Genomic DNA, 22,550 nt, shown 5'->3' on the forward strand with positions numbered 1-22,550 from the left:
CCGCGTGCACTTTCATCAAACGTCCACACTTATCGACTGTTAATTTTTAAAGAACTTTGTTCGGTACTGCTTGCTGATGGAGCGTTATGTTCATCAGCGAAGAGGCAAGATTATGAGGCGTTTCGAACATCTCGTCAACCACTTCTTTTTGCCCCGCTTCATTCTGCAACACGCTGTTTTGTGCACACCGTTTTGCGGGGAGGCGAACTATAGCAAAGGGTTCGACTGCTGACAAGGGCGACAGCGTAAAATGTCGCTTTTACCGATCCAAAAGTACGTCATGTCCATCCTGCTCACCACCCTCAACGCCCGCTACACCCACGCCTCGCTGGGATTGCGCTATCTATTAGCGAACATGGGAGAGCTGCAGGAGCAGACGCGCTTGCAGGAATTCGTCATCGGCGCCAAGACCACCGAGATCGTCGAGCGCATCCTGGCGCACGCGCCAAAGATCGTCGGTTTCGGTATCTATATATGGAACGTCGAGGAATCGACCAAAGTCATCGCCATGCTCAAGCGCGTGGCGCCGCATGTGATGGTGGTGCTGGGCGGGCCGGAAGTATCCTACGAGTCGAACGAACAGGAAATCGTCAAGCTGGCCGACTACCTGATCACCGGCTGGGGCGACGTCACCTTCCCCAAGCTATGCGGCGAGATCCTCAACGGCCCGAAGCCGCTGATGAAGGTGCACGCCGGCGTGCAGCCGCCGATGGCCGAAATCAAGCTGCCCTACTCCCTATATACAGACGACGACATCAAAAACCGCACGATCTATGTTGAAGCCTCGCGCGGCTGCCCGTTCAAGTGCGAATTCTGCCTGTCGGCGCTGGACAAGACGGCGTGGCCGTTCGCGCTGGAGAGCTTCCTCGCGGAGATGGAATCGCTGCATGCGCGCGGCGCGAGGCTGTTCAAGTTCGTCGACCGCACCTTCAACCTGAATATCAAGACCAGTTTGAAGATCATGCAGTTCTTTCTCGATAAGCTGGAGGCCAACCCGGACGATCCGGTCTACGCCCACTTCGAACTGGTGCCGGACCACCTGCCGGACGCCCTGAAAGAGGGCATCAGCAAGTTCCCGCCCGGCGCGCTGCAGTTCGAAATCGGCATCCAGAGCTTCAACCCGGCGGTGCAGGCCTTGGTCAGTCGCAAACAGGACAACCAGAAGGCCGCCGACAACATCCGCTGGCTGACCGACCACTCCAACGCCCACATGCACGTGGACCTGATCGCCGGTCTGCCCGGCGAGACGGTGGAGAGCTTCGCCGAAGGCTTCAACAAGCTGTGGGCGCTCGATCCGCACGAGATCCAGTTCGGCATCCTCAAGCGCCTGCGCGGCACGCCGATCATCCGCCACACGCAGGAATTCGGGCTGGTATTCGAGCCGTATGCGCCGTACACCATCCTGGCCAACCGCGACATCGACTTCCCGACCATGCAGCGGCTGGTGCGTTTCGCCCGCTACTGGGACCTGGTGGCCAATTCGGGACGCTTCGGCAATACGCTGCCGGTGCTGCTGGGGGATTCGGCGTTCGAACACTTCATGACCTTCTCGGACTGGCTGTACGCGAACACCGACGCCACCCACCGTATCGCGCTGGAGCGACTGGTGGCGATGGTGTCGCGCTATTTGCAGGAGCGCGGCATGGACAAGGCGGACGCCGACGCCCTGCTGGCCAGCGATTACGCCGGGTCCAAGCCTAAACCTGCCGAGACGCCGGCGCCCAAGCGCCAGGCCCGGAGACTGGCCGCTTGATACCGCCACCTCCGCCATTTGCCAGAGGGCGGCAGCGCACCGCCGCCGCGAACTCCTATGGCGGCCAGGGCCAAACTCCCTTAAACTGACGTAATGCCTACAGCCCAAGAGCCCACCCTCACCCTCAATCCTGGTGCCGCCAACGGCCCGTCGGTCGCGGCGGGCGGCACCTGGCAAGTGCACGCGCTGGCGCAGGGCAAGGCGATGGCCACCATCACCGGGCTGCTGAAATCCCTCAAGGCCGACAAAGTAAGCTGGGACCTGTCGGCGATCGACAGCATGGACCACATCGGCGCCCAGCTGTTCTGGAACGCCTGGGGCAAAACCCGCCCGCCGGACCTGCACCTGGCGCCGGGACAGGAGGAATTCTTCAACCGTCTCGAAACCACCGGCAAAATCGAACTGCCGCGCCCACGCCAGCAGCGCCTGACGTGGGTGATGAAGCTCGGCTTCGCGATGCTGCTGTTCTTCGAGCACATGGCCGGCTTCATCACGCTGATCGGCCAACTGACCCTGGACCTGTGGCGCTTCGTCCGCGCGCCGCAACGCGGTCCGTGGAAGGAAATCTCGGCCAACATCTTCCACGCCGGCTTCCAGGCGCTGGGCATCACGGCGCTGGTCGGGTTCCTGATCGGCGTGGTGCTGTCGTTCCTGTCGGCGCAGCAGCTGCGCGCCTTCGGCGGCGACATCTATCTGGTCAACCTGCTCGGCATGAGCATCATCCGCGAACTGGGGCCGCTGCTGGCCGCGATCCTGGTGGCCGGCCGCTCGGGCTCCTCGATCACCGCGCAATTGGGCGTGATGCGGGTGACCGAGGAACTCGACGCCATGCTGGTGATGGGGATTTCGCACGGCTTCCGCCTGGTGATGCCGAAGGTGCTGGCCCTTGCGATCTCGATGCCGCTGCTGGTGATCTGGACCGATTCGATGGCGCTGATCGGCGGCATGCTGTCGGCGCAGGTGGAACTTGGCCTGTCGCCGCAGTACTTCATCTCCAAGCTGCCGGACGCGGTGCCGCTGGCGAACTACATGATCGGCCTTGGCAAGGGCATGGTGTTCGGCGTGCTGATCGCGCTGGTGTCGTGCCACTTCGGCCTGCGCATCAAGCCGAATACGGAAAGCCTGGGACGCGGCACCACCACCTCGGTGGTCACGGCCATCACCGTGGTCATCCTGGCCGACGCGGTGTTCGCCATCCTGTTTAACGGCGTGGGGTTCTGATGGCCGATCTCGCACTCGTTCCCGACAACGCCTGCGGTCCGGGCACCGGCGAGCTGACGCTCGACGGCAGCGTGCCGATCGTCGACATCACCGGCCTGTGGACCAAGTACGGCCGCACCGTCGTGCACCAGGACTTGAACCTGGAAATCGAACAGGGCGAGATCATGTCCATCGTCGGCGGCTCCGGCACCGGCAAGACCACCCTGCTGCGCCAGATGCTGGGCCTCGAACGCCCCGCGCGCGGCTGCGTGCGCGTGTTCGGCGAAGACATCAGCGAAATCGGTCCGGCGCAGCTCCAGCAGTTGCGCAACCATTGGGGTATGCTGTTTCAGCAGGGCGCGCTGTATTCGGCGCTGACGGTGTTCGAGAACATCGCCCAGCCGATGCGCGAACTGCAGGTGCTGCCCGAAGACCTGGTGCGCGACGCCGTTCTGCTGAAAATGAATATGGTCGGCCTGGGACCGGAACACGCGATCAAGATGCCGTCCGACCTGTCCGGCGGCATGGTCAAGCGCGTGGCGCTGGCGCGCGCGCTGGCGCTGGAACCGAAATTGCTGTTCCTCGACGAGCCGACCGCCGGCCTCGATCCCGATCTGTCGGAAGCGTTTGTATCCCTGATCAAATCGCTGCACCGGGAGCTGGGGCTGACCGTCGTCATGGTCACGCACGATCTGGACACGCTGTTCGCGCTGTCGACGCGCATCGCCGTGCTGGCGGAAAAACACGTGATCGCCCTCGGCCCGCTGCAGGACGTGCTGAAGGTCGACCACCCGTTCATCAAGGAGTTCTTCCTGGGCGACCGGGGACGCCGCGCGCTGGAAGCGCTGGACGAAAAGGCGCTGGACGAAAAAACCAATAAGGATCACTGATGGAAAACAGATCACACGCACTCACCACCGGCTTTTTCACGATCACCCTGCTGATCGCGGCGATCCTGTTCGGCATCTGGTTCAACCGCGACCGCGTCGAACGGGCGCCGTACGTGATCGCCACCACGCAATCGGTACCGGGCCTGAACCCGCAGGCGCCGGTGCGCTACCGGGGCCTGGAAGTGGGCAAGGTCGGCGGCATCGCCTTCAATCCCAAGATGGCCGGCCAGATCCTCGTCACGCTCAACATCAACACCGACGCGCCGATCACCAAGACCACCTACGCCACCCTGGGCTACCAGGGCGTGACCGGCATCGCCTTCATCCAGCTCGACGACGAGCAAACCGGTTCGCCGCTGCTGGCCACCAGCAGCGAGGCGCCGGCCGTCATCCCGCTGCGCCAGGGCTTCCTCGACCAAGTGGAGAAACGCGGCAAGGAGATCCTGTCGCAGACCGAGGAAGTGACCAAGCGCCTCAACACCCTGCTCAGCCCCGAGAACCAGAAGATCATGCTGGCGGCGTTCGCCGACGTCAGCGAGACCGCCAACAAATACCGCGACCTGCCGGCCAAGCTGGAACCGACCATCGTCAAGCTGCCGGCGCTGGCCAACGAGGTGCAAAAGACGCTGGTTTCCGTCAATGCGCTGGCGACCGACGTCAATCGCCTGACCACTGGCTTGCAAGCGCCGGACGGCCCGATCGCGCGCGTCAGCGGCACCGTCGACCGCATCGGCCTGTCGGTCGAATCGGTGGCCGGCGGCCTGGAACTGGACACGCTGCCGCAAGTGAACTCGCTGGCCGACGACACCCGCTCGTCGATGCGCGCGCTGCGCAAGACCATGAACAAGATTAACGATCGTCCGCAAAGCCTGATCTTCGGCGCCCCCGGCACCCCGCCCGGCCCGGGGGAAGAAGGCTTTACCGCTCCGACAAAATAAGGATCAACGATGACCACGACCCTGCGCCGCCGCGCGCCCATCATCGCCGCCATCATCGCCGCCGTTATGCTGAGCGCCTGCGCCAGCAAAGGCCCGACCAACGCCCACTACGACTTCGGCCCGCTGCCGCCGCCAACCCAGGCGGCCGGCGCCAACGGCATCGGCGCCATCATCGTCGCCGACGCCACCGGCCCGGCGTCGCTCGATTCGGAGCGCATGCAATACCGCCTGCTGTACGCCGACGCGCGCCAGTCGCGCCCCTACGCCTACAACCAGTGGACCAGCACCCCGCTGCAGCTGATCACGCAGCGCATGAAGGCGCGCATCGCGCAGGCCGGCGTGAAGGTGTTGTCGACCACCGACTCCGCCGCCGCCATCAACCTGCTGCGCCTTGAGGTCGACGACTTCGCCCAGAACTTCGAGACGGCCACGCAAAGCAGCGGCAATATCAGCCTGCGCGCCTCGGTGTTCCGCAACCACCGCCTGGTGGACCAGAAGACCTTTGCCCGCAGCGCCCCGGCGCCGAGCGCGGACGCCGCCGGCGGCGCGCGCGCCCTGGCCGACGCCTCCGACGCGCTGGCCGCCGACGTGCTGGTGTGGCTGGCGGCGCTGCCGCCACAAGGACAATGACGCAACCGGCGGCATCGGCGCCGCCCGTTCCGGCGCCCGTCCGCAAAGGCTCACCGCTCTCGCGCGCGGCGCTGCTGGCCTATCTGCTGCTGATCATCTACGCCAGCTGGTTCCCGTTCTCCGGTTGGCAGAACCAGGGCCTGTCGCCGCTGATCTTCCTCGAAACCTCCAGCATGCCGCGCTACTGGACCAAGTTCGACGCCATCATCAACGTGGTCGGCTACGTGCCTTTGGGCGCGCTGATCGTCTACTCGCTGTACCCGCGCCTGCGCGGCATCTTCGCCTTCATCCTCGCCACCTTGTGCGGGCTGCTGGTGTCCGGCACGATGGAGGCGGTGCAAACCTACCTGCCCAGCCGCGTTTCGTCCAACCTGGACTTCTACACCAACGCCGCCGGCTGCGCGATCGGCGCCCTGGTCGGTGCGCTGACGGTTCGACGGCTGCTCGATGAAAGCCCGCTGCAGCGGCTGCGGCGCGCCTGGTTCGCGCCGCACGCCAGCCAGGGCCTGGTGCTGCTGGCGCTTTGGCCGCTGGCGCAGATCTATCCGCAAAGCTTCCTGTTCGGCCTGGGCCAGCTGCTGCCCATCCTGTCGGACTGGATGTCGCAGCTGCTCGACATGGACATCGACCTGGCCAGCTATGTGCGGCCGGACATGGTGCTGACGGTCGAACAATACTGGCTGTCGGAGACCATCATCACCGCCTGCGGCATGGTGGGCGCGGCGCTGACCTTGCTGTGCCTGCTGCGCAAGCCGGCGCCGCGCGCGCTGCTGGTGGCGGCCATGATAGCTTCGGCCATCGTCGTCAAGGCGCTGGCGACGGCGCTGCTGTTTTCGCCGGAGAACGCCTTCGCCTGGGTGACGCCGGGCGCCGAGGGCGGCTTCCTGATCGGCGCCATCATGCTCGCCGGCTTGATGTTCGCGCCGCACGTGGCGCAGCGGCGCCTGGGCGCGGTGACCTTGCTGTTAAGCCTGGTGATCATCAACACCACGCCCGCCAACCCGTATTTCGTGGCCACTTTGCAAACATGGGTGCAGGGCAAGTTCCTCAACTTCAATGGCGCGGCGCAATTCCTGTCGCTGCTGTGGCCGTTCTTCGCGGTCTGGTTCCTGTGGCTGCCCTCGCACAAGCTCAACAAGGAGCCCAAAGAGCCAAACACCGCGTCCGGCCAAGGGCGGGTATCATAGCGCCTCAAGCATTGGCCTCGCCGGCTGACAACTTTTTCCGAGAGAGATAGCCATGAGCGACACTCCGTATTTCAAACACCACGTCTTCTTCTGCATGAACAAGCGTGACGACGGCCGCAACAGCTGCGGCGACCACGGCGCGGAAACCGCCCAAAAGCACGCCAAGAAACGCTGCAAGCAACTCGACATCAACGGCCACGGCAAAGTCCGCATCAACCAGGCCGGCTGCCTGGACCGCTGCGAGGAAGGCCCGGTGCTGGTGGTCTATCCGGAAGGCGTCTGGTACACCTACGTCGACACCAGCGACATCGATGAAATCATCGACAGCCACTTGGTACAGGGCAAGATTGTTGACCGTCTTAAAATCTAAAGAGCTATGAACAAGAACGAAAAATTCACCCTGGCCGGTAACGCCGGCCTGATGGAAGGCCAGATCGACTATCCGAAGAACGACACGCCGGTCGGCGTCGCCCTCGTGGCCCATCCGCATCCGCTGTACGGCGGCACGATGGACAACAAGGTCGCCGTCACCTTGGCGCGCACCTTCGCCAGCCTCGGCTATGTGGTGGCGCGCATCAACTTCCGTGGCGTCGGCGCCTCCGAGGGCGTGCACGACCACGGCCACGGCGAGACCGACGACATGGCCATCCTGCACGCCTGGATGACGGAGAAATTTCCGGGCCAGCCGGTGGCGCTGGGCGGTTTCTCGTTCGGCACCTTCGTGCAGTCGAAGCTGGCGCAACGCCTGGTCGCCGCCGGCACGCCGGCCGAGCGCCTGGTGCTGGTCGGCAGCGCCGCCAAGAAATGGGACATGGCCGACATTCCGGCCGACACCATCCTGATCCACGGCGAAAACGACGACACCATCCCGCTGATCGACGTGCTCGACTGGCTGCGTCCGCAGGAGATCCCGGTGATCGTCATCCCGGGCGCCGACCACTTCTTCCATCGCAAGTTGCAACACATCAAAAGCTGGGTAACCCAGCTGTGGCGCCGTCCCGGCGATGTCGCCGGCACTGAAACGGACACCTCCGCAGCGGATTAACGCACTATAATCCCCGCTGTTTTTTTACGCACTTTTTTAACCTTACCACCGAACAACTAGCCCATGAAAAAATTGATCGCGGCACTGGCCACCAGTGTGATGTTGATGTCCGCCGCTGTGGCCCAAACCCTGCCGCCCCCTACCATCGCCGCCAAATCCTGGCTGTTGCTGGACGCCACCAGCGGCCAGGTGATCGCCTCGCAAGATCCCAATGCCCGCGTCGAGCCGGCCTCGCTGACCAAGATCATGACCGCCTACGTCGTCTTCGGCGCGCTGCGCGACAAGAAGGTCACCCTGAACCAGATGGTCAACGTCTCGACCAAGGCGTGGAAGGTCGACGCCAGCAGCTCGAAGATGTTCATCGACCCGGCCACGCCGGTCAGCATCGACGACCTGCTGCACGGTCTGATGATTCAATCCGGCAATGACGCCGCCGTCGCGCTGGCCGAAGCCGTCGCCGGCGACGAATCGGCCTTCGTCGTCATGATGAACAAGGAAGCCGAGCGCATGGGCTTGAAGTCGACCCGCTTCGCCAATCCGCACGGCCTGCCGAGCCCGGACAACTACTCGACGGCGCAAGATCTGTCGGTGCTGGCCAAGCGCGTGATACTGGACTTCCCGCAGTTCTACAAGATCGACTCGGTCAAGAGCTTCACCTACAACAAGATCACGCAGCCGAACCGCAACCGCCTGCTGTGGCTGGACCCGACCGTCGACGGCATGAAGACCGGCCACACCGAAGCGGCCGGCTATTGCATGATCGCCTCGGCGCGCCGTCCGAACGGCGCCAGCGAGCGCCGCCTGATCTCGGTGGTGCTGGGCACCAATTCCGACAACACCCGCACGCAGGAAAGCCAGAAGCTGCTGAACTGGGGCTTCCAGAACTTCGACACGGTCAAACTGTACTCCAAGGGCCAAGCCATCGCGACGCCGGAAATCTGGAAGGGCTCGCAGGGTTCGGTCAAGATCGGCTTCACCAGCGATGTGATGGTGACGGTGCCGAAGGGTGTCGCCGCCAAGATGAAGCCTGTGCTGGAGCGTAAGGACCCGCTGGTCGCGCCGTTGCCGCTCAATACCCGTGTCGGCTCGCTGAAGATGATGGTGGACGGTAAGCCGTTGCTGGAACTGCCGGTGGTGGCGCTGGAGAACGTGGAAGAAGCGTCGATCTTCGGCCGCGCCTGGGATTCGATCCGTCTCTGGATGAATTAAGTTAATCCACGTAGGGCGGATTAGGCGGAACGCCGTAATCCGCCAATGCATGCGCCGTCGAAACGCCCGCATTGGCGGATTACGCTACGCTAATCCGCCCTACGTGTCTCCCGTGTAGCGCATCGATTCCTGGGCCCAGTTGAAGGCGGCTCTGCCGCACGCCGCCACCCCATCCGCCTCCATCCCCAGCGTCCGCGCGATCTCCAGCGCCCGCTCGACCTTGTCCCGCTCCAGCAGCAGCACCATCATCAAGTACGGCCCGTAGACGCCCTCGCTGCCCAGCAGCACATCGCGGATGTCGTCCGACAGATGCATCTTGCCGACCAGATTGGCCATCGGCACGCCCAGCAACACATCAAACAGCGACAACAACCCCACCAGGAACAATTCGTCCCGTTTGGCCAACGGCAGCGGACTGCACGTCTCCAGGAAGCGCGCGCGTGTCAACGCCACTTCCAGCAAGGAGGCGTCGCGCTCCCGGTTGGCGCCGCCGCCAAGACGGAACATCGATACCGTCAGTCCGCGATACAGCTGATTGCGTCCCAGCACCATGAACGCCTGCTGCAGGCTGGTGACCTTGGTGGTTTGGCCGTTGCTCGGTGCATTGGCCCATTGCAGCACCTGGAACGTCATGCCGGGATCGCGCTTCGCCACCTCGATCATGGCGGGCAGTTCGGCGTCCGTGCGCAGCAGGTTCAGCAGCTCGATCGACGTCATACGGCTTTGATCGACCTTGGCGTCCGGATCGACCTGGTCGCTAGTGGTGAGGTAGTGGCCGAGGAAATAGTCACAGCCCCACGACAGGCACATGCGCTGCTCGTCCCACGACTCGACGCCGTCCACCGCCAGCATCATGTCCGGATAGCGCATGCGCAATTGCTTGGCCAGCGTCTGGAAGTCGGCCAACGCATGTTCATTCAAGTACAGCATCGCCAAGTCGCACAGCGCCAGCAACAGCACGTCGTCGGCGTCCAGGGACACGCCGCGCAAGGCGACCTTGCAGCCGGACTGGCGCAACGCCGCCATGCGCTCGGCGATCTGCGTCACGGTCAGCTCGCTCGACTTGCGGTCCAGCATAAATATGGTGTGCGGCGCGATCAGCGGCAGGTGGTATCGGGCTACCACGGCATCCATGCTGAGCTGCACCAGCGCCAGGCGGCTCTGCGCGAATTCCGGCAGGCGCGCGGCGGCCAACGTGTCGATCGCCAACGGCTCGGCCAATGGCAGGCCGCTGCCGCCCAAGGGAACGGAGAACCGGTAGCCGCAAAGGCGGTTGCGCGTATCGACGATCTCACTGCGCACGACGATGGCATCCGGATCGCCGGCGGGAGGCTTGACCGGTGCCGGCACCGGCGGTGGCGCCATGACGGGCATGCCGACGGCAGGTGTGGCAGGCTGCGCCCTCGGCCTCAGGAAAGACAAAAATCCCACGTCATACCCCTCTGCGGAAGCGTTTTTCTACAACGATCATACCGTGGAATTTATGGCGCACAACTTGGCATGGCGAAAAAACCCGGGTCTCCGCCACGCAATCTTTGTAACTGAAATACAGGCTTCTCGTATAATCTGCGCACTCCCGCCACCTGTGAAAGCATGCTCATGAGCTACGTCCCGCCGACCGACCTGTCCTGCCCTTCCATCGTCACCAGCAAGGGCGGTCCGACCTTGTCGCGCATCGTCGCCGGCATGTGGCGCATGAACGAATGGAAGCTGGCGCCCCAGCAACGTGTGGCGTTCATCGAGCAATGCCTGGACATGGGCGTGACCAGCTTCGACCACGCAGACATCTACGGCGGCTACGGCGTGGAAGCGGTGTTCGGCGAGGCACTGGCGCTGCAACCGTCGCTGCGCGCGCGCATGCAGCTGGTGAGCAAGTGCGGCATCAAGCTGATCAACGCAGCCCGTCCGGACCATACGATCCAGCACTATGACACCAGCGCCAGCCACATCATCGCGTCGGCGGAACACTCGCTGCGCCAGCTGGGCACCGATCACCTGGATCTGCTGCTGATCCACCGTCCCGATCCGCTGATGGATTTCGACGAGGTCGCCGACGCTTTCGGGCGTCTGCGCCAGGAGGGCAAGGTGCGGCATTTCGGCGTATCCAATTTCAGCCGCCACCAATTCGAGAGCCTGAACCGCCGCATCGCGCTGGCGACCAACCAGGTGGAGTTCTCGCCGCTGTGCGTGGCGCCGATGTTCGACGAGACCTTCGACGGGTTGCAGGATTTGGGCGTGGCGCCGATGATCTGGTCGCCGCTGGCCGGGGGGCGCCTGTTCAGCAAAGACGATGCGGCCGGCGTGCGGGTGAGCGCCGTGATCCAGAAGATCGCCGACGAGGTGCGCCGTCCGTTCGGCAGCGTGGTGTTCGCCTGGATTATGCAGTTGCCGAGCCGGCCGATTCCGCTGACCGGATCGGGGCGGATTCAGGCGGTGGCGGAGGCGGTGGAGGCGACGCAGTTCACGTTGAGCCGCAGCCAGTGGTTTGAGATCCTGCGCGCCGCGCGCGGGCATGAAGTGGCGTGAGCTGCGCCTGTTTCCACTAAACTTTGCTCAAATCTAAAACACGTAGGGCGGATTAGCGCAGCGTAATCCGCCAATGCATGCATCTCGACAGCTCACGCATTGGCGGATTACGGCGTTCCGCCTAATCCGCCCTACGTGAATCAGATTTTTCGGCGATCACAGGCCGTGGTAGCGCATCACGTACCGCGCTCAAATCTCGTCATACACGACCGGCGGCGCGATCCCTTTCCAGCCGCTCTTCCAAGCCAGGTTCAGCGCTAGCGTGAAGGCGATATACACCACGAAGAACAGCACGAAGTAAGCGGCCTGCAACCAGGCCAGCAATCCCAGATTCACCACCAACAGCGCCAGCGCGCCCCAGCTCTTCTTCTGCTTGGAACTCGGGAAGCGCACCGTCGACACCATCAGCGTGCCCACCACGAACAGCAGCAGCACGACCAGGATCGCGTGCCAGGTGGTGGCCGCGGGGTCCGGCCAGGCCACCACCACCGACGCCACGCAAGCGGCCCCCGCCGTGATCGGCATGCCGACGAAATAGCGCGGGTCGGTCCGGCCGACGCTGACATTGAAACGCGCCAGCCGCAGCGCCCCGCAAGCGACAAAGAAGAAGCTGGCGATGCCGCCGGCCCGCAGCAAGGTCGGATGGTCGACGCCCAGTTGCACAAACCCATAGCAATACAGCAGCAGCCCCGGCGCGCAGCCGAAGTTCATCACGTCGGCGATGGAGTCGAGCTGCATGCCGAACTCGGACGCGGTGTTGGTGGCGCGCGCGACAAAGCCGTCGAGCGCGTCGAACACGCCGGCCAGCACCAGCAGGATGGCCGCCAGCCGGTAGTCCTCGGCGGACCCGACAAGGGCGTTGTCGACCGAGATGACGATGCTGCCGAAGCCGCAGGCGATCGACATCAACGTCACCATGCTGGGCAACGCGAACTTGGCGCGCCGAACGCGCGCTTGATTGATAGGTTTCAAATGACGACTTCCAGGTTAAGCATGCCTCGCCAACGGGCGGCTGGCTGAACGGTTAGCTTACCATTTTACGCAAGCCGTCCCGTACGAAGCGGCCCGGCTAGCAGATTGCGTGCCGCGACCGCGCAATCTGGCTTAGAATCGCGGTAGCCAGTCCGGGCGAAAGGCCCATACGCACAGGAGTTTTCAACATGGCAAACCATAAGCACCGGCAACTTCCCTTCCCCCCGTTGCCGGCGGCAATGCTGCTGATCGCCGCGCTGCTGGCGGGCTGCGGCGGCGGAGGCGGCGGAAACAGCAACGAGACTGCGCCAACGACCTCGACCACCCCGAACACCCCGACGCCGCAGGAACCCGGCGCGCCCACGCTGACCGGCAACACCGCCCTGGACGGCTTCAACTGGCTCAATTACCGGCGCGCCCAGCTGGGTTTGTCGGTGCTGACGCGTAACAGCCAGGTCGATACGGCCGCGCTGGGGCATTCCAACTATCTGCGCCTGAACAACACCGTCAGCCACGATCAAACCGTGGGCGCGCCGGGATTCACCGGCGCCACCCTGACCAACCGCCTCAGCGCGGTCGGCTATGCGCTGACGGGCGGCTACGCAATCGGCGAAGTCATCTCCGCCACGACGGACACCTCCGGCTTCTACCAGGCGGAGGAACTGATCACCGCGATCTATCACCGCTTCGTGATGTTCGAACCCGTCTTCAAGGAAGTCGGCACCGGCGCCACCACCGTCCCCGGCGGCTACACCTATTTCACCGCCGACCTGACGGCGACCAACGGCCTGGGCGCCGGCATCGGCGCGGGCAGGCTGGTCAATTACCCGGTCAACAACCAGACCAACATCCCGATCAATTTCTTCAGCGATACCGAATCCCCCGATCCCGTGGCGAACCAGAACGAGGTGGGCTACCCGATCAGCGTCCACTCCGACAGCGGCCGGGGCGGCGCCGGCGTGGTGGTGCGCAGCTTCACCATCGCGCCGCGCGGCGGCGCGGCGCTGAATACGCTTCTGCTCAGCAGAGCAACCGATTCGCGCACCGCGCCCGAGGTGGCCGCGATCATCCCACTGGCGCCGCTTCGCCGGGGCACGGTCTACGACGTCAGCTTCGACGGCACGGTGAACGGCGTGGCGGCGCCGCGCACATGGTCGTTCACGACCCGGCAGTGACCCGCCGCGAGGGCGGCCCATGCGTTGTTGCGGCCGGTAAGGTCTGCTATGGTACGGCTTCGATATAGCTCCGTACGGCTTCCGACCAACCACCGATCCGCGATAACGCACCGCCCATGACATTTTCCAGCATGCCTGCCTCACCGGTTCACGCCGAGGGCCATATCCTGCAAGTGGAAACCGGCTTGCAGCAGTTAATGGGCGACCGCGCCCTCTATCTGCAGATCCTGCGCCGCTTCCGGCAACGCTATCAGGACAGCGCCAACCAGGCGCGCAACGAGTTGACGGCCGGCGACGCCACCGGCGCGCAACGCATCATCCATACCCTCAAGGGCGCAGCCGGCATGATCGGCGCCCAGCAGGTGTATCTATTGGCGGCCAATCTGGAACAAGCCTGCGCGGGACCGGCGGCACTGTGCATGGGGCCGCTGGCGCAGCTGGAGCATGCGCTGCGCTGCCTGATGGGCGCGATCGACGCCGAATTGCACGCGGCCGACGAGCAACCGCCGGCGGAGCCGACCGCCGCCGGCCAGCATCCACCGGAGACGCGCATGCTGGTGCAGCATCTGGCCAGGCTGCTGGAAGAAGGCGACGGCGCGGCGATCGATGTGCTGGAACACTCGGCGACGGTGCTCGCGGCAAGCTTGGGAGTGGCGGTGTTTCAGGAGGTGACCGAGGCGGCGCATCAGTTCGACTTCGAGGCGGCGCTGGCGGTGCTGCAGGCGGCGAAGGGCTAAGTCCTCAGCGCGTATATTCTTTCTCTTCGTCGAAGGCGTCGGCGCATTCCTTGTCGCAGAAACGTTTGACGTTGTCGAGCGGCTTCTCGCAGTACCAGCACGAGCCCTTGGGCGGCAGCATCTGCCGCGTGCGGGCCGGCGAGACGGGCGCCGCCATCGCCGGGGGCGCCGTGCCAGCGCCGTCGTCCGGTACGCTTTCTTGTGTCGGTTCCACGATCCCCTCCGTTCCAGGCAGTGCCCAAGTCAACGTTGCAAGGTTACTTCAGCGGAATATCTCAAGCATGAGAATTCTCAAGGCCGTGCCGGTTTCGAAGCATGTGTTGGAAACCGAACACTCATCTGCGACGAATCAATCATAGCAGGTTCGGAGAACCGGCCACAGCCGCCGGATCGGCAAAAAATGCGCCCAAACGACACTTCTCCAGCGCCGCGCATCGCGCTCCCCGAGGGCGCTCATAGGGGATAAATATTTTTTAATTGAAAAGTCGAAAATGATAGTAAGTCGCTGCGAAATTGTGGCTTCAGGGCATCCTCGGCGGCCCCACAGCGGGCCGGGCGGCTTATAATCATTGCACCATTATCATTCCCGCCTGGAAAGTTCGAATGCCTGAAACTGTTCATGCTTCCCCGCCTGCCACGGCGGGCCACACCCACTTGTCCACCCGCGCGCTGGCGCTCGCCGACCTCGGCCTGATCGTGCTCGACGCCGGGCAGCGCATCGTCCTGTGGAACCAGTGGATGGCCAGCCACTCGGGTCAATCTTCGCACCGGGTGCTCGGCAGCGACCTGTTCGACGTGTTTCCGGAGTTGCGCGGCCAGCGGCTGGAGCAGGCCGTGCACAGCGCGATGCAGAGCAAGACGCCGCAGCAGCTGTCGCCGGGGCTGAACCGCTCGCCCTTCCCCCTGTTCCCGACCGGCACCTGGGGCGGCGAGCGCATCGAGCAGGCAGTGTCGGTAACGCCGTTCACCGAAGGCAAGGAACGGTTTTGCCTGATCCAGGTGAGCGACATCAGCAGCACCGTCGGGCGCGAGCGGCAGTTGCGCGGCCAGGCCGAGGCGCTGCGCGCGCAATCGTACGTGGACGGCCTGACCGGCATCGCCAACCGGCGCCACTTCGACGTCGCGCTCGACCGCGAGCTGCGGCGCGCCCAGCGCAACGGCGGCCAGCTGTCGCTGCTGCTGATGGATATCGACTCGTTCAAGGCCTATAACGACCACTTCGGCCACCAGCAGGGCGACGCCTGCCTGACCCTGGTCGCGGAAGCGTTCGCCGCCATGCTGCAGCGGCCGGCCGATTTGGCCGCGCGCTACGGCGGCGAGGAATTCGGCGCCGTGCTGCCCGACACCGGACCGGAGCAGGCAGCGCAGGTTGCCGAGGCCATCCGCGCGCGCATCGCCGCACTGGAGGTCACGCACGCGCCCGCCGCGATGCGTCCGTATGTGACAATGAGCATCGGCGTGGCCAGCTTCGTCAAGGACCGGCTGTACACCGCCGAAACCATGCTGGCCGCCGCCGACAGCTGCCTGTACGCCGCCAAACACGCCGGACGCGATTGCGTCATCGTTCACAAACTGGAAGAAACCAACGCATGAAAATTCGCCCTGCCTTCACTTTCGCATCGATTCTGTCCGCCGCCGTTGCCACCACCCTGGTGGCCTTTACCTCCCCGGCCGCCTTCGCCGCGCCGACCGCCTGCACCGGCGCCGCGCCGTCCGGCGAACTGACCGCGCAGCGCATCGTCGCCGCCAATCCCACGCGGTCGGAGCCGGGGTTGTATGAAGGTCCGGTATGGATCAAGGACGCGCTGTATTTCTCGGACTTCACGTTCGGGCCGGGCTTCCCGTCGCGCATCCAGAAGCTCGACGCCGGCGGCAAGGTCACCACCCTGATCGCCGACAGCGGCAGCAACGGCCTGGCGGTCGACGCGCAGGGCAACATCCTGGCGGCCACGCACAAATACAAAAGCGTCTCGCGCTACACGATGGATGGCAAGCGCAGCGATGTGGTGGCCAAGTACAACGGCAACGTCTTCAACTCGCCGAACGACATGGCGCTGGCCGCCGATGGCACCTTGTACTTCAGCGACCCGGCCTTCCAGCGCGACGCCGCACCGGGCGGGCAGGACAAGACGCGCGTGTACCGCGTCGCGGTTGATGGCACGGTCACGGTGGTGGACGACACGCTCACCAATCCGAACGGCGTATCGCTGTCGCCGGCAGGGGACGTACTGTATGTGAACGGTATGGTTGGCGAAAAAGGCGTACTGCGCGCGTATCCTATCGCCGGCGGCAAGCCTGGCAAGGGACGCGACCTGGTCAATGGCCTGGGCGTCCCGGACGGCATGGCGGTCGACTGCCATGGCAACGTCTACGTCACCGAGCACACGGACCAGCGCATCCGCGTATTCACGCCGCAGGGCAAGCACATCGCCACGATCAAGGTGGATGCGAATGTCACCAATGCGGCGTTCGGCGGTTCGGATGGCAAGACCTTGTTCATCACCGGTGCCGGGTCGGTGTGGAAGATCGCGTTGAACGTCAGCGGCTTGCCGTACTAAGCGCGCGGGAAATCCGAACCGCAATGCGGGCCGGGATCTGAAACAGGAACCTGGCCCGCGATCCAAATCAAAATCCGCTCCTCAGCTCGAACTGAAATCCAGACAACGATCCGAACCGCATCTCTGCGGCCACAATCCCAACCAAAATCTAAAACACGTAGGTCGGATTAGCGCAGCGTAATCCGACAGGCTCCGTCGGCGGCCCAAGACTAAGCACGTATAGCAATGTCGGTCCCAAAGGAACTACCCGGGACACCCTAAAGCGTGCTTCGCATCCATTATGGAATTTTTCTGTCGCTTTAGCGTATCTGGTGCGTAAGCCGCACAAGCAAGCGCGGCGCAAAGCACAGGCAGTGGAAGTCCCTCGACGAAAGTCAAAATACCCGCATCCAAGTCGTCCGCAAATTTCCGTGCGTCATAATCATCCTCGATCTCGCGCAAGTCGAGCCAGGTATCAAGCGGCAACTGGCCTCCTGGCGTAATCACACCAAGAAAAAAACTAGGATACGGCGGATTGTGATTGCAGGGCGGAATCATCGGGCGGCCATGCGCACGGCTTGTAGAAGACGATAGACAACATCGCCGTCACTGCGGACCGCTAAAACCAATAAGAACTTTGGCAGTAACTCACCCGTGTCAGGGTCGGGATAGAACTGGGCATGGCGCCAAATTTCACCGACCGCTGGCATTGAAAATTACCTTTCGGCCGAAGCCCGACGTGCAATCCCCTTCGACTCGTTCGCATACTCAAGAATAGCTTCGCGATGTGGGTCGTCAGCTGAGATTGCAAGTTCGTACGGTATGACCGTTCTGGCGCCCGCCCCCTCATTCCAAACCCGATCCCATGCTCCATTTTGAGCATGAGTAACATCGATCATGGTGGGCGAACGAGTGGTTTTAAATCGTGCGGCAAGCTCTTCCATGATAGAAATTTGCCTAGGCGTGAAATCCTCATCGACAAAATCCACGCCCTCGCGTGGTTTGACCGTTTCGCGCGTGTAATCAATAACCTTTTCCGGCACGATATCGACGACGGCACTCAGATCCTCGCCCAACATTTCCCATTCCTGCATGAGATCTACGGGAACTGGTCCAAACTTCCATGCTTCGTACTCAAATCCCGTCACACTTTTGCCGGTTAGCTTGAAGTGCTCGAAGTCGAGCAGATACAGCAATTTAAAGAGTTTGATTTTGCTGCACGCTTCCGTATTCTTCGCAAAGAATAGGATGGCGTTCCTTATGCGGGATCTGGCAAGTTCGGGTTTCATCGCCCGATATTAGCATGGTTGGGAGGCGCCACATTGGCCGCGCCGCCGATTCGGAATTTACCGATCAAAGGCCGAGCCCGTGTAGCAATGGTGGACCTGACCCCGGAGTTTATTTGCCGATACAGAAGCGGCTGAAGATCACCCCCAGCAAATCATCCGAAGAGAACGCGCCCGTGATGCTCGACAGCTGCGCCTGCGCCAGACGCAACTCCTCCGCGAACAAATCCAGCGACTGATCGTTTTGCGCCGCGTGCTCCCCTGCACGCTCCAGATGCGCGCCGGCGTTCTTCAAAGCGATCAGGTGCCGCTCGCGCGCGAGGTACAGCGATTCGCCTGTCTGCTGCCAGCCGGCGATGCGCAGCAGTTCCTTGCGCAGCAGGTCGATGCCGATGTTCTCGTGCGCCGACAGATACACATGCGTCGCATCCGGCATCGCATCTACACTCGGCTTGTGGCCCGACAAATCGATCTTGTTCCAGATGCGCAGCACCGGCACGCCAGCCGGGAAGGCGGCGACGATGTTTTCATCCGCGCGCGACGGCCCGTGGTCGGCGTCCAGCAAATGCAGAATCACGTCCGCCTTGCCGACCTCGCCCCAGGTGCGCTCGATACCGATGCGCTCGACCACGTCCACCGTCTCGTCCGCATGGCGGATGCCGGCCGTGTCGATGATGTTGAGCGGTATGCCTTCGATCTGGATCATTTCGGTGACCTTGTCGCGCGTGGTGCCGGCGATCGGCGTGACGATGGCGACGTCGGAACCGGCCAGCGCGTTGAGCAGCGACGATTTGCCGACGTTCGGCTGGCCCACCAGCACCACGCTCAAGCCCTCGCGCAACAGCGCTCCCTGCGCCGCCTGCTTGAACACCTGGTCCAGCGCGCTGACGATGCCGGCCAGCTGTCCGCGCGCATCCGATTTCTCCAGGAAGTCGATCTCCTCCTCCGGGAAATCCAACGTCGCCTCGACCAGCATGCGCAACCCGGTCACGCCCTCGACCAATTTGTTGACCGTCTTGGAAAACACGCCCGACAGCGATTGCGACGCCGACTTGGCCGCCGCCTCCGTCGACGCGTCGATCAGATCGGCCACCGCCTCCGCCTGCGCCAGATCGAGCTTGTCGTTCAGATAGGCGCGGCGAGTGAATTCGCCCGGCTCGGCCAGACGCAGGCCCAGCTCGGCGCCCGCTTCCAGCACGCGCGCCAGCAGCAGTTGCAGCACGATCGGTCCGCCATGCCCCTGCAACTCCAGCACATCCTCCCCTGTGTACGAGTTCGGTCCCTTGAACCAGATCGCGATGCCCTGGTCGATGATGCCGCCGTCGGCCTGCGTGAACGGGATGTAGGTGGCGTTGCGCGGCTTCAACGCGGTGGCGCCGAACAGCGCGGCGATCAGCGGTTGCAAATTCTTGCCGGAGGCGCGCACGACGCCGATGCCGCCGCGTCCCGGTGCGGTGGCGATGGCGGCGATAGGGGAGGAGTCGATATTCATGGGCTAATTGTAGAGGATATAAAAAAAGCCCGCGATCAACACGGGCTTCCTGGCAACACTAAACGCTAAGGATTACGCCTTGGCGGGCTCCGGCGTCGCATACTTCTTGGTGATCACATACTGTTGACCGATCGACAGCACGTTGTTGACCACCCAGTACAGCACCAGGCCGGACGGGAAGAAGAAGAACATGACCGAGAACGCCAGCGGCATGAACAGCATGATCTTCGCTTGCATCGGGTCGGCCGGCGCCGGGTTCAGCTTGGTGGTGATGTACATCGAGATCGCGTACAGCACCGGCAGGATGAACCATGGGTCCGGCGCGGCCAGGTTGGTGATCCAGCCGATCCACGGCGCGCCGCGGATTTCCACCGACGCTTGCAGCACCCAGTACAGCGCGATGAAGACCGGCATCTGCACCAGGATCGGCAGACAGCCGCCCAGCGGATTGATCTTCTCGGTTTTGTACAATTCCATCGTGGCCTGGTTCATCTTGGCCGGGTCGCCCTTGTAGCGCTCGCGGATGGCTTGCATCTTCGGCGTGACCAGCTTGACCTTGGCCATGCTCTTGTAACCGGCGGCCGACAGCGGGAAGAACAGCAGCTTGATCAGGATCGTGAAGACGATGATGGTCCAGCCCCAGTTGCCCAGCACCTGGTGGATATGCACCATGACCCAGAAGATCGGCTTGGCGATCACGGTCAACATGCCGTAGTCCTTGACCAGTTCCAGGCCAGGGGTAACTTTTTCCAGCAGCTTTTCTTCCTGCGGGCCGGAATACAGCTTGGCGGTGTTCGACACGGTGGCGCCCGGCGCCAGGGTGCCCAGCGGCTGGATGGTGCCGATCGCGTACTGGTTGGTCGTCACTTTCTTGGTGAAGATCGTGCGCGGGGTCTTATCCTGCGGCACGAAGGCCGAGACGAAGAAGTGCTGCGAGATCGCGACCCAGCCATTGTCGGCCTTGGTCGGATGCTCCTGGATCAGGTCCTTGCCCGACTTGGCGGCGGACTCGGCGTCCTTCTCCAGCGTTTCGAACTTCAGCTTGTGATACTTGTCGGCCGCCGTGTACAAGGTCGGGCCGGTGTAGCTGCTGTTGAAGAACGAGTCGCCGGCCGGCTTGTTGCCGTCGTGGACCAGCTGCAGGTACAGCTCGGGCTTGACCGGCGCGGTGCCGACGTTGGTGACGTCGTGGCGCACGTCGATGACGTAGTCGCCGCGCTTGAAGGTGAAGGTCTTGGTCAGCCTGACGCCGCCCTGCTCCGATTCCAGCACCAGTTGCACTTGGTTGGCGCCGTCGAGCGTGCGCGGACCTGGCTTGGCGACGAAGCCGGTGGTGTGGTTCGGCAGGCCGGGCGCGCCGATCAGGCCGGTCTGGCCCAGATAGGTTTTGCCGGTGGCGCTGTCGATGTCGAACAGCACCTGGTTCTTGTGGGTGTCGACGCCGTCCTTGTAGTTGAGCAGCTCCAGGCGGCGGATGGTGCCGCCCAGGGTGTCGATGTCGACCTTGAACAGGTCGGTCGTTACGGTGATGCGCTCACTCTTGAACGGCGCGTCCGCGCCGGTCGCGGCGGTCGCGCCCGGCAATGCGGCGGCGCCGGCGGTCGCCTCGGCCGTGGCGGCGGTCGGCAGTTCCGATTTCTTCGCCTCGGGCGCCTTGGCGGTTTGGGCCGGGGCCGGGGCGAACATGGAAGGCTGGCCGGTCGAGACCATCCAGTTGTTCCATAGAACTACCAGCGACACGGCAAACACGATCCACAGGATGGTACGTTTATTGATATCCATTAGGGTATTTATCAGGAGTGGTTGCAACCGCAAGCGGTCGTTGAAGAGGAATTCTTGGCATCCGGCGCGTCCTTCGGAGGCACCGGATCGAAACCGCCGTCGTTGAACGGATGGCAGCGGCACACGCGTTTGGCGGCCAGCCAGCTGCCCTTGCCCGCCCCATGCACCTGCAACGCTTCCAGCGCGTAGTTCGAGCAGCTCGGATAGAAGCGGCAACGCGGCCCCAACAGCGGACTGATGGTCAGCTGGTAGGCGCGCAGCAGGAAGCGGAGCAACTTGGTCATGACGGCGTAAGTGGAGGCGTGGCGGCCGAAGGCAAGGCCGCCGGCGGCGCCGATGCCACTGCGGGCGAAGCCGCCAGCGCGGCCTGCCGGCCGGACAACTTGGCCTGCGCGGCGAACAGGCGCGCCAATTCCACCCGCAGCGTCCGTTTGAGCGTCGCAGTGGTGGCGGGACCGTCCTTGCTGTTGACCGGCTTGGCCAGGCGCACCACGCAATCGATGGCGGGCAGGCCGGTCACGCGGAACAGCTCGCGGGTGACGCGCTTGATCGTGTTGCGCGTGACGGCCCGGGGCGCGAAGCGCTTGGCCACCACGACGCCCAGCCGCGCATGCGGCAATTCGTTCAGACGGGTGTAGAGCACGAAGTGCGCGCTTTTTTGCGTGGGGCGCAAACGAAAAACGGATGAAAATTCATCCGTTTTAACGATACGCCGAACGCGCGCGAAGTCGTGGGAACCTTCGCCTGTCGAGCCGCTTGAAATACAGCTTTCCACGCGATCAGCTAACAAGCAGGTGGCTTATACAGCCAGACGCTTGCGGCCTTTTGCGCGACGTGCGTTGAGCACATCACGGCCACCACGGGTAGCCATACGAGCGCGGAAGCCGTGGGTGCGTTTACGACGCACGACGGAAGGTTGGTAAGTACGTTTCATGTTGGTCTCGCTAAAAGCAGAAAAAAATACAAAATCGGGCCAGCGCCCGTCAATTTTTGGTGCCAATGACACTTCGCGCACCCATGCCAACGCTACCGGCACAGCTGGGTCCATCTCATCGCCCGCTAATCCACGCTTACTCCATATTGACGTTCAAGTGAATAAACACGGAATACGGGCGGGGAACCCTGAATTATCAGCATTTCGGCCCTGCTTGTCAACAACAGATCCCGTTTGGCGGCGATTCCGGCCCCACC

23 protein-coding genes are annotated in these 22,550 nt (G+C 63.4%); 14 read left to right on the forward strand and 9 right to left on the reverse strand.

Features of this window, described 5'->3' with window-relative positions:
* The first annotated feature begins 280 nt into the window (after positions 1-280).
* From AC07P1_RS31620 to AC07P1_RS31660, 9 genes are all read left to right on the forward strand, one after another.
* The gene (locus AC07P1_RS31620; protein WP_494699567.1) at positions 281-1,753 is read left to right on the forward strand and encodes a B12-binding domain-containing radical SAM protein; all 1,473 of its coding nucleotides are present in this window, start codon (positions 281-283) and stop codon (positions 1,751-1,753) included.
* A gap of 93 nt (positions 1,754-1,846) precedes the next feature.
* Positions 1,847-2,974 (forward strand): MlaE family ABC transporter permease, encoded by a 1,128-nt coding sequence (locus AC07P1_RS31625; RefSeq protein ID WP_494699568.1) that lies wholly within the window; start codon positions 1,847-1,849, stop codon positions 2,972-2,974.
* Positions 2,974-3,843, forward strand: coding sequence for an ABC transporter ATP-binding protein (locus tag AC07P1_RS31630; RefSeq protein WP_494699569.1), 870 nt, complete (start codon positions 2,974-2,976; stop codon positions 3,841-3,843). Before AC07P1_RS31625 ends, AC07P1_RS31630 begins: the two co-directional genes overlap by 1 nt.
* Positions 3,843-4,781 carry an MlaD family protein gene (locus AC07P1_RS31635; protein WP_494699570.1) on the forward strand — a complete coding sequence of 313 codons (939 nt, stop codon included), beginning with the start codon at positions 3,843-3,845 and terminating at the stop codon, positions 4,779-4,781. The genes AC07P1_RS31630 and AC07P1_RS31635 overlap by 1 nt, the downstream gene beginning before the upstream one ends.
* A gap of 9 nt (positions 4,782-4,790) precedes the next feature.
* Positions 4,791-5,411 carry an ABC-type transport auxiliary lipoprotein family protein gene (locus AC07P1_RS31640; RefSeq protein WP_494699571.1) on the forward strand — a complete coding sequence of 207 codons (621 nt, stop codon included), beginning with the start codon at positions 4,791-4,793 and terminating at the stop codon, positions 5,409-5,411.
* Positions 5,408-6,598 (forward strand): VanZ family protein, encoded by a 1,191-nt coding sequence (locus AC07P1_RS31645; protein WP_494699572.1) that lies wholly within the window; start codon positions 5,408-5,410, stop codon positions 6,596-6,598. Before AC07P1_RS31640 ends, AC07P1_RS31645 begins: the two co-directional genes overlap by 4 nt.
* A 52-nt stretch (positions 6,599-6,650) precedes the next feature.
* Positions 6,651-6,968 carry a (2Fe-2S) ferredoxin domain-containing protein gene (locus AC07P1_RS31650; protein WP_363506590.1) on the forward strand — a complete coding sequence of 106 codons (318 nt, stop codon included), beginning with the start codon at positions 6,651-6,653 and terminating at the stop codon, positions 6,966-6,968.
* Positions 6,969-6,974: 6 nt separating this feature from the next.
* On the forward strand, positions 6,975-7,643 hold the full coding sequence (locus AC07P1_RS31655; RefSeq protein ID WP_494699573.1) for an alpha/beta hydrolase: 669 nt from the start codon (positions 6,975-6,977) through the stop codon (positions 7,641-7,643).
* 63 nt (positions 7,644-7,706) lie between these two features.
* Entirely contained in the window at positions 7,707-8,852 is a 1,146-nt protein-coding gene (locus AC07P1_RS31660; protein ID WP_315223101.1) for a serine hydrolase, read from the forward strand.
* 99 nt (positions 8,853-8,951) lie between these two features.
* Here AC07P1_RS31660 and AC07P1_RS31665 read toward each other — a convergent pair whose 3' ends face one another.
* Positions 8,952-10,217 (reverse strand): EAL and HDOD domain-containing protein, encoded by a 1,266-nt coding sequence (locus AC07P1_RS31665; RefSeq protein ID WP_494699574.1) that lies wholly within the window; start codon positions 10,215-10,217, stop codon positions 8,952-8,954.
* Positions 10,218-10,451: 234 nt separating this feature from the next.
* Here AC07P1_RS31665 and AC07P1_RS31670 point away from each other — a divergent pair, with 234 nt between their 5' ends.
* The gene (locus AC07P1_RS31670) at positions 10,452-11,378 is read left to right on the forward strand and encodes an aldo/keto reductase (protein ID WP_494699575.1); all 927 of its coding nucleotides are present in this window, start codon (positions 10,452-10,454) and stop codon (positions 11,376-11,378) included.
* Between the two features lie 189 nt (positions 11,379-11,567).
* Here the strand turns inward: AC07P1_RS31670 and pssA are convergent, their stop codons facing one another.
* On the reverse strand, positions 11,568-12,350 hold the full coding sequence (gene pssA, locus AC07P1_RS31675; RefSeq protein ID WP_494699576.1) for a CDP-diacylglycerol--serine O-phosphatidyltransferase: 783 nt from the start codon (positions 12,348-12,350) through the stop codon (positions 11,568-11,570).
* A gap of 188 nt (positions 12,351-12,538) precedes the next feature.
* Here pssA and AC07P1_RS31680 point away from each other — a divergent pair, with 188 nt between their 5' ends.
* Entirely contained in the window at positions 12,539-13,525 is a 987-nt protein-coding gene (locus tag AC07P1_RS31680) for a CAP domain-containing protein (protein WP_494699577.1), read from the forward strand.
* 116 nt (positions 13,526-13,641) lie between these two features.
* Entirely contained in the window at positions 13,642-14,262 is a 621-nt protein-coding gene (locus tag AC07P1_RS31685) for an Hpt domain-containing protein (protein WP_494699578.1), read from the forward strand.
* Between the two features lie 4 nt (positions 14,263-14,266).
* On the opposite strand, the gene AC07P1_RS31690 is transcribed toward AC07P1_RS31685, so the two are convergent.
* A complete protein-coding gene (locus AC07P1_RS31690; protein WP_315222755.1) occupies positions 14,267-14,476 on the reverse strand; it encodes a hypothetical protein in 210 nt (69 codons plus the stop codon).
* A 389-nt stretch (positions 14,477-14,865) separates the two neighbouring features.
* Here AC07P1_RS31690 and AC07P1_RS31695 point away from each other — a divergent pair, with 389 nt between their 5' ends.
* Both AC07P1_RS31695 and AC07P1_RS31700 read left to right on the forward strand, forming a co-directional pair.
* Positions 14,866-15,855 (forward strand): diguanylate cyclase, encoded by a 990-nt coding sequence (locus tag AC07P1_RS31695; RefSeq protein WP_494699579.1) that lies wholly within the window; start codon positions 14,866-14,868, stop codon positions 15,853-15,855.
* Positions 15,852-16,820, forward strand: a complete 969-nt coding sequence (locus AC07P1_RS31700; protein ID WP_494699580.1) for an SMP-30/gluconolactonase/LRE family protein — start codon at positions 15,852-15,854, stop codon at positions 16,818-16,820. The genes AC07P1_RS31695 and AC07P1_RS31700 overlap by 4 nt, the downstream gene beginning before the upstream one ends.
* A gap of 695 nt (positions 16,821-17,515) precedes the next feature.
* Here the strand turns inward: AC07P1_RS31700 and AC07P1_RS31705 are convergent.
* The 6 genes from AC07P1_RS31705 to rpmH form a co-directional block, all read right to left on the reverse strand.
* Positions 17,516-18,088: a Panacea domain-containing protein gene (locus AC07P1_RS31705; protein WP_494699581.1), complete on the reverse strand. Its 573-nt coding sequence runs from the start codon at positions 18,086-18,088 to the stop codon at positions 17,516-17,518.
* Between the two features lie 109 nt (positions 18,089-18,197).
* Positions 18,198-19,577: a tRNA uridine-5-carboxymethylaminomethyl(34) synthesis GTPase MnmE gene (gene mnmE, locus AC07P1_RS31710; protein WP_494699582.1), complete on the reverse strand. Its 1,380-nt coding sequence runs from the start codon at positions 19,575-19,577 to the stop codon at positions 18,198-18,200.
* Positions 19,578-19,649: 72 nt separating this feature from the next.
* The gene (gene yidC, locus AC07P1_RS31715; RefSeq protein WP_494699583.1) at positions 19,650-21,359 is read right to left on the reverse strand and encodes a membrane protein insertase YidC; all 1,710 of its coding nucleotides are present in this window, start codon (positions 21,357-21,359) and stop codon (positions 19,650-19,652) included.
* A gap of 11 nt (positions 21,360-21,370) precedes the next feature.
* Positions 21,371-21,643, reverse strand: a complete 273-nt coding sequence (gene yidD / locus AC07P1_RS31720) for a membrane protein insertion efficiency factor YidD (protein WP_363506704.1) — start codon at positions 21,641-21,643, stop codon at positions 21,371-21,373.
* Positions 21,640-22,122 carry a ribonuclease P protein component gene (rnpA, locus tag AC07P1_RS31725; RefSeq protein ID WP_494699606.1) on the reverse strand — a complete coding sequence of 161 codons (483 nt, stop codon included), beginning with the start codon at positions 22,120-22,122 and terminating at the stop codon, positions 21,640-21,642. The genes yidD and rnpA overlap by 4 nt, the downstream gene beginning before the upstream one ends.
* 36 nt (positions 22,123-22,158) lie before the next feature.
* A complete protein-coding gene (gene rpmH / locus AC07P1_RS31730) occupies positions 22,159-22,293 on the reverse strand; it encodes a 50S ribosomal protein L34 (protein ID WP_010401996.1) in 135 nt (44 codons plus the stop codon).
* Positions 22,294-22,550: the final 257 nt, after the last annotated feature.

It is taken from the genome of Duganella sp. GW821-FHT07F09 (assembly GCF_059418705.1).

Bases quoted from the DNA above. Each gene is read 5' to 3' on its own strand.
- AC07P1_RS31620 (WP_494699567.1), top strand. From the start codon at position 281: ATGTCCATCCTGCTCACCACCCTCAACGCCCGCTACACCCACGCCTCG.
- AC07P1_RS31625 (WP_494699568.1), top strand. From the start codon at position 1,847: ATGCCTACAGCCCAAGAGCCCACCCTCACCCTCAATCCTGGTGCCGCC.
- AC07P1_RS31630 (WP_494699569.1), top strand. From the start codon at position 2,974: ATGGCCGATCTCGCACTCGTTCCCGACAACGCCTGCGGTCCGGGCACC.
- AC07P1_RS31635 (WP_494699570.1), top strand. From the start codon at position 3,843: ATGGAAAACAGATCACACGCACTCACCACCGGCTTTTTCACGATCACC.
- AC07P1_RS31640 (WP_494699571.1), top strand. From the start codon at position 4,791: ATGACCACGACCCTGCGCCGCCGCGCGCCCATCATCGCCGCCATCATC.
- AC07P1_RS31645 (WP_494699572.1), top strand. From the start codon at position 5,408: ATGACGCAACCGGCGGCATCGGCGCCGCCCGTTCCGGCGCCCGTCCGC.
- AC07P1_RS31650 (WP_363506590.1), top strand. From the start codon at position 6,651: ATGAGCGACACTCCGTATTTCAAACACCACGTCTTCTTCTGCATGAAC.
- AC07P1_RS31655 (WP_494699573.1), top strand. From the start codon at position 6,975: ATGAACAAGAACGAAAAATTCACCCTGGCCGGTAACGCCGGCCTGATG.
- AC07P1_RS31660 (WP_315223101.1), top strand. From the start codon at position 7,707: ATGAAAAAATTGATCGCGGCACTGGCCACCAGTGTGATGTTGATGTCC.
- AC07P1_RS31665 (WP_494699574.1), bottom strand. From the start codon at position 10,217: ATGGCGCCACCGCCGGTGCCGGCACCGGTCAAGCCTCCCGCCGGCGAT.
- AC07P1_RS31670 (WP_494699575.1), top strand. From the start codon at position 10,452: ATGAGCTACGTCCCGCCGACCGACCTGTCCTGCCCTTCCATCGTCACC.
- AC07P1_RS31680 (WP_494699577.1), top strand. From the start codon at position 12,539: ATGGCAAACCATAAGCACCGGCAACTTCCCTTCCCCCCGTTGCCGGCG.
- AC07P1_RS31685 (WP_494699578.1), top strand. From the start codon at position 13,642: ATGACATTTTCCAGCATGCCTGCCTCACCGGTTCACGCCGAGGGCCAT.
- AC07P1_RS31695 (WP_494699579.1), top strand. From the start codon at position 14,866: ATGCCTGAAACTGTTCATGCTTCCCCGCCTGCCACGGCGGGCCACACC.
- AC07P1_RS31700 (WP_494699580.1), top strand. From the start codon at position 15,852: ATGAAAATTCGCCCTGCCTTCACTTTCGCATCGATTCTGTCCGCCGCC.
- AC07P1_RS31705 (WP_494699581.1), bottom strand. From the start codon at position 18,088: ATGAAACCCGAACTTGCCAGATCCCGCATAAGGAACGCCATCCTATTC.
- mnmE (WP_494699582.1), bottom strand. From the start codon at position 19,577: ATGAATATCGACTCCTCCCCTATCGCCGCCATCGCCACCGCACCGGGA.
- yidC (WP_494699583.1), bottom strand. From the start codon at position 21,359: ATGGATATCAATAAACGTACCATCCTGTGGATCGTGTTTGCCGTGTCG.
- yidD (WP_363506704.1), bottom strand. From the start codon at position 21,643: ATGACCAAGTTGCTCCGCTTCCTGCTGCGCGCCTACCAGCTGACCATC.
- rpmH (WP_010401996.1), bottom strand. From the start codon at position 22,293: ATGAAACGTACTTACCAACCTTCCGTCGTGCGTCGTAAACGCACCCAC.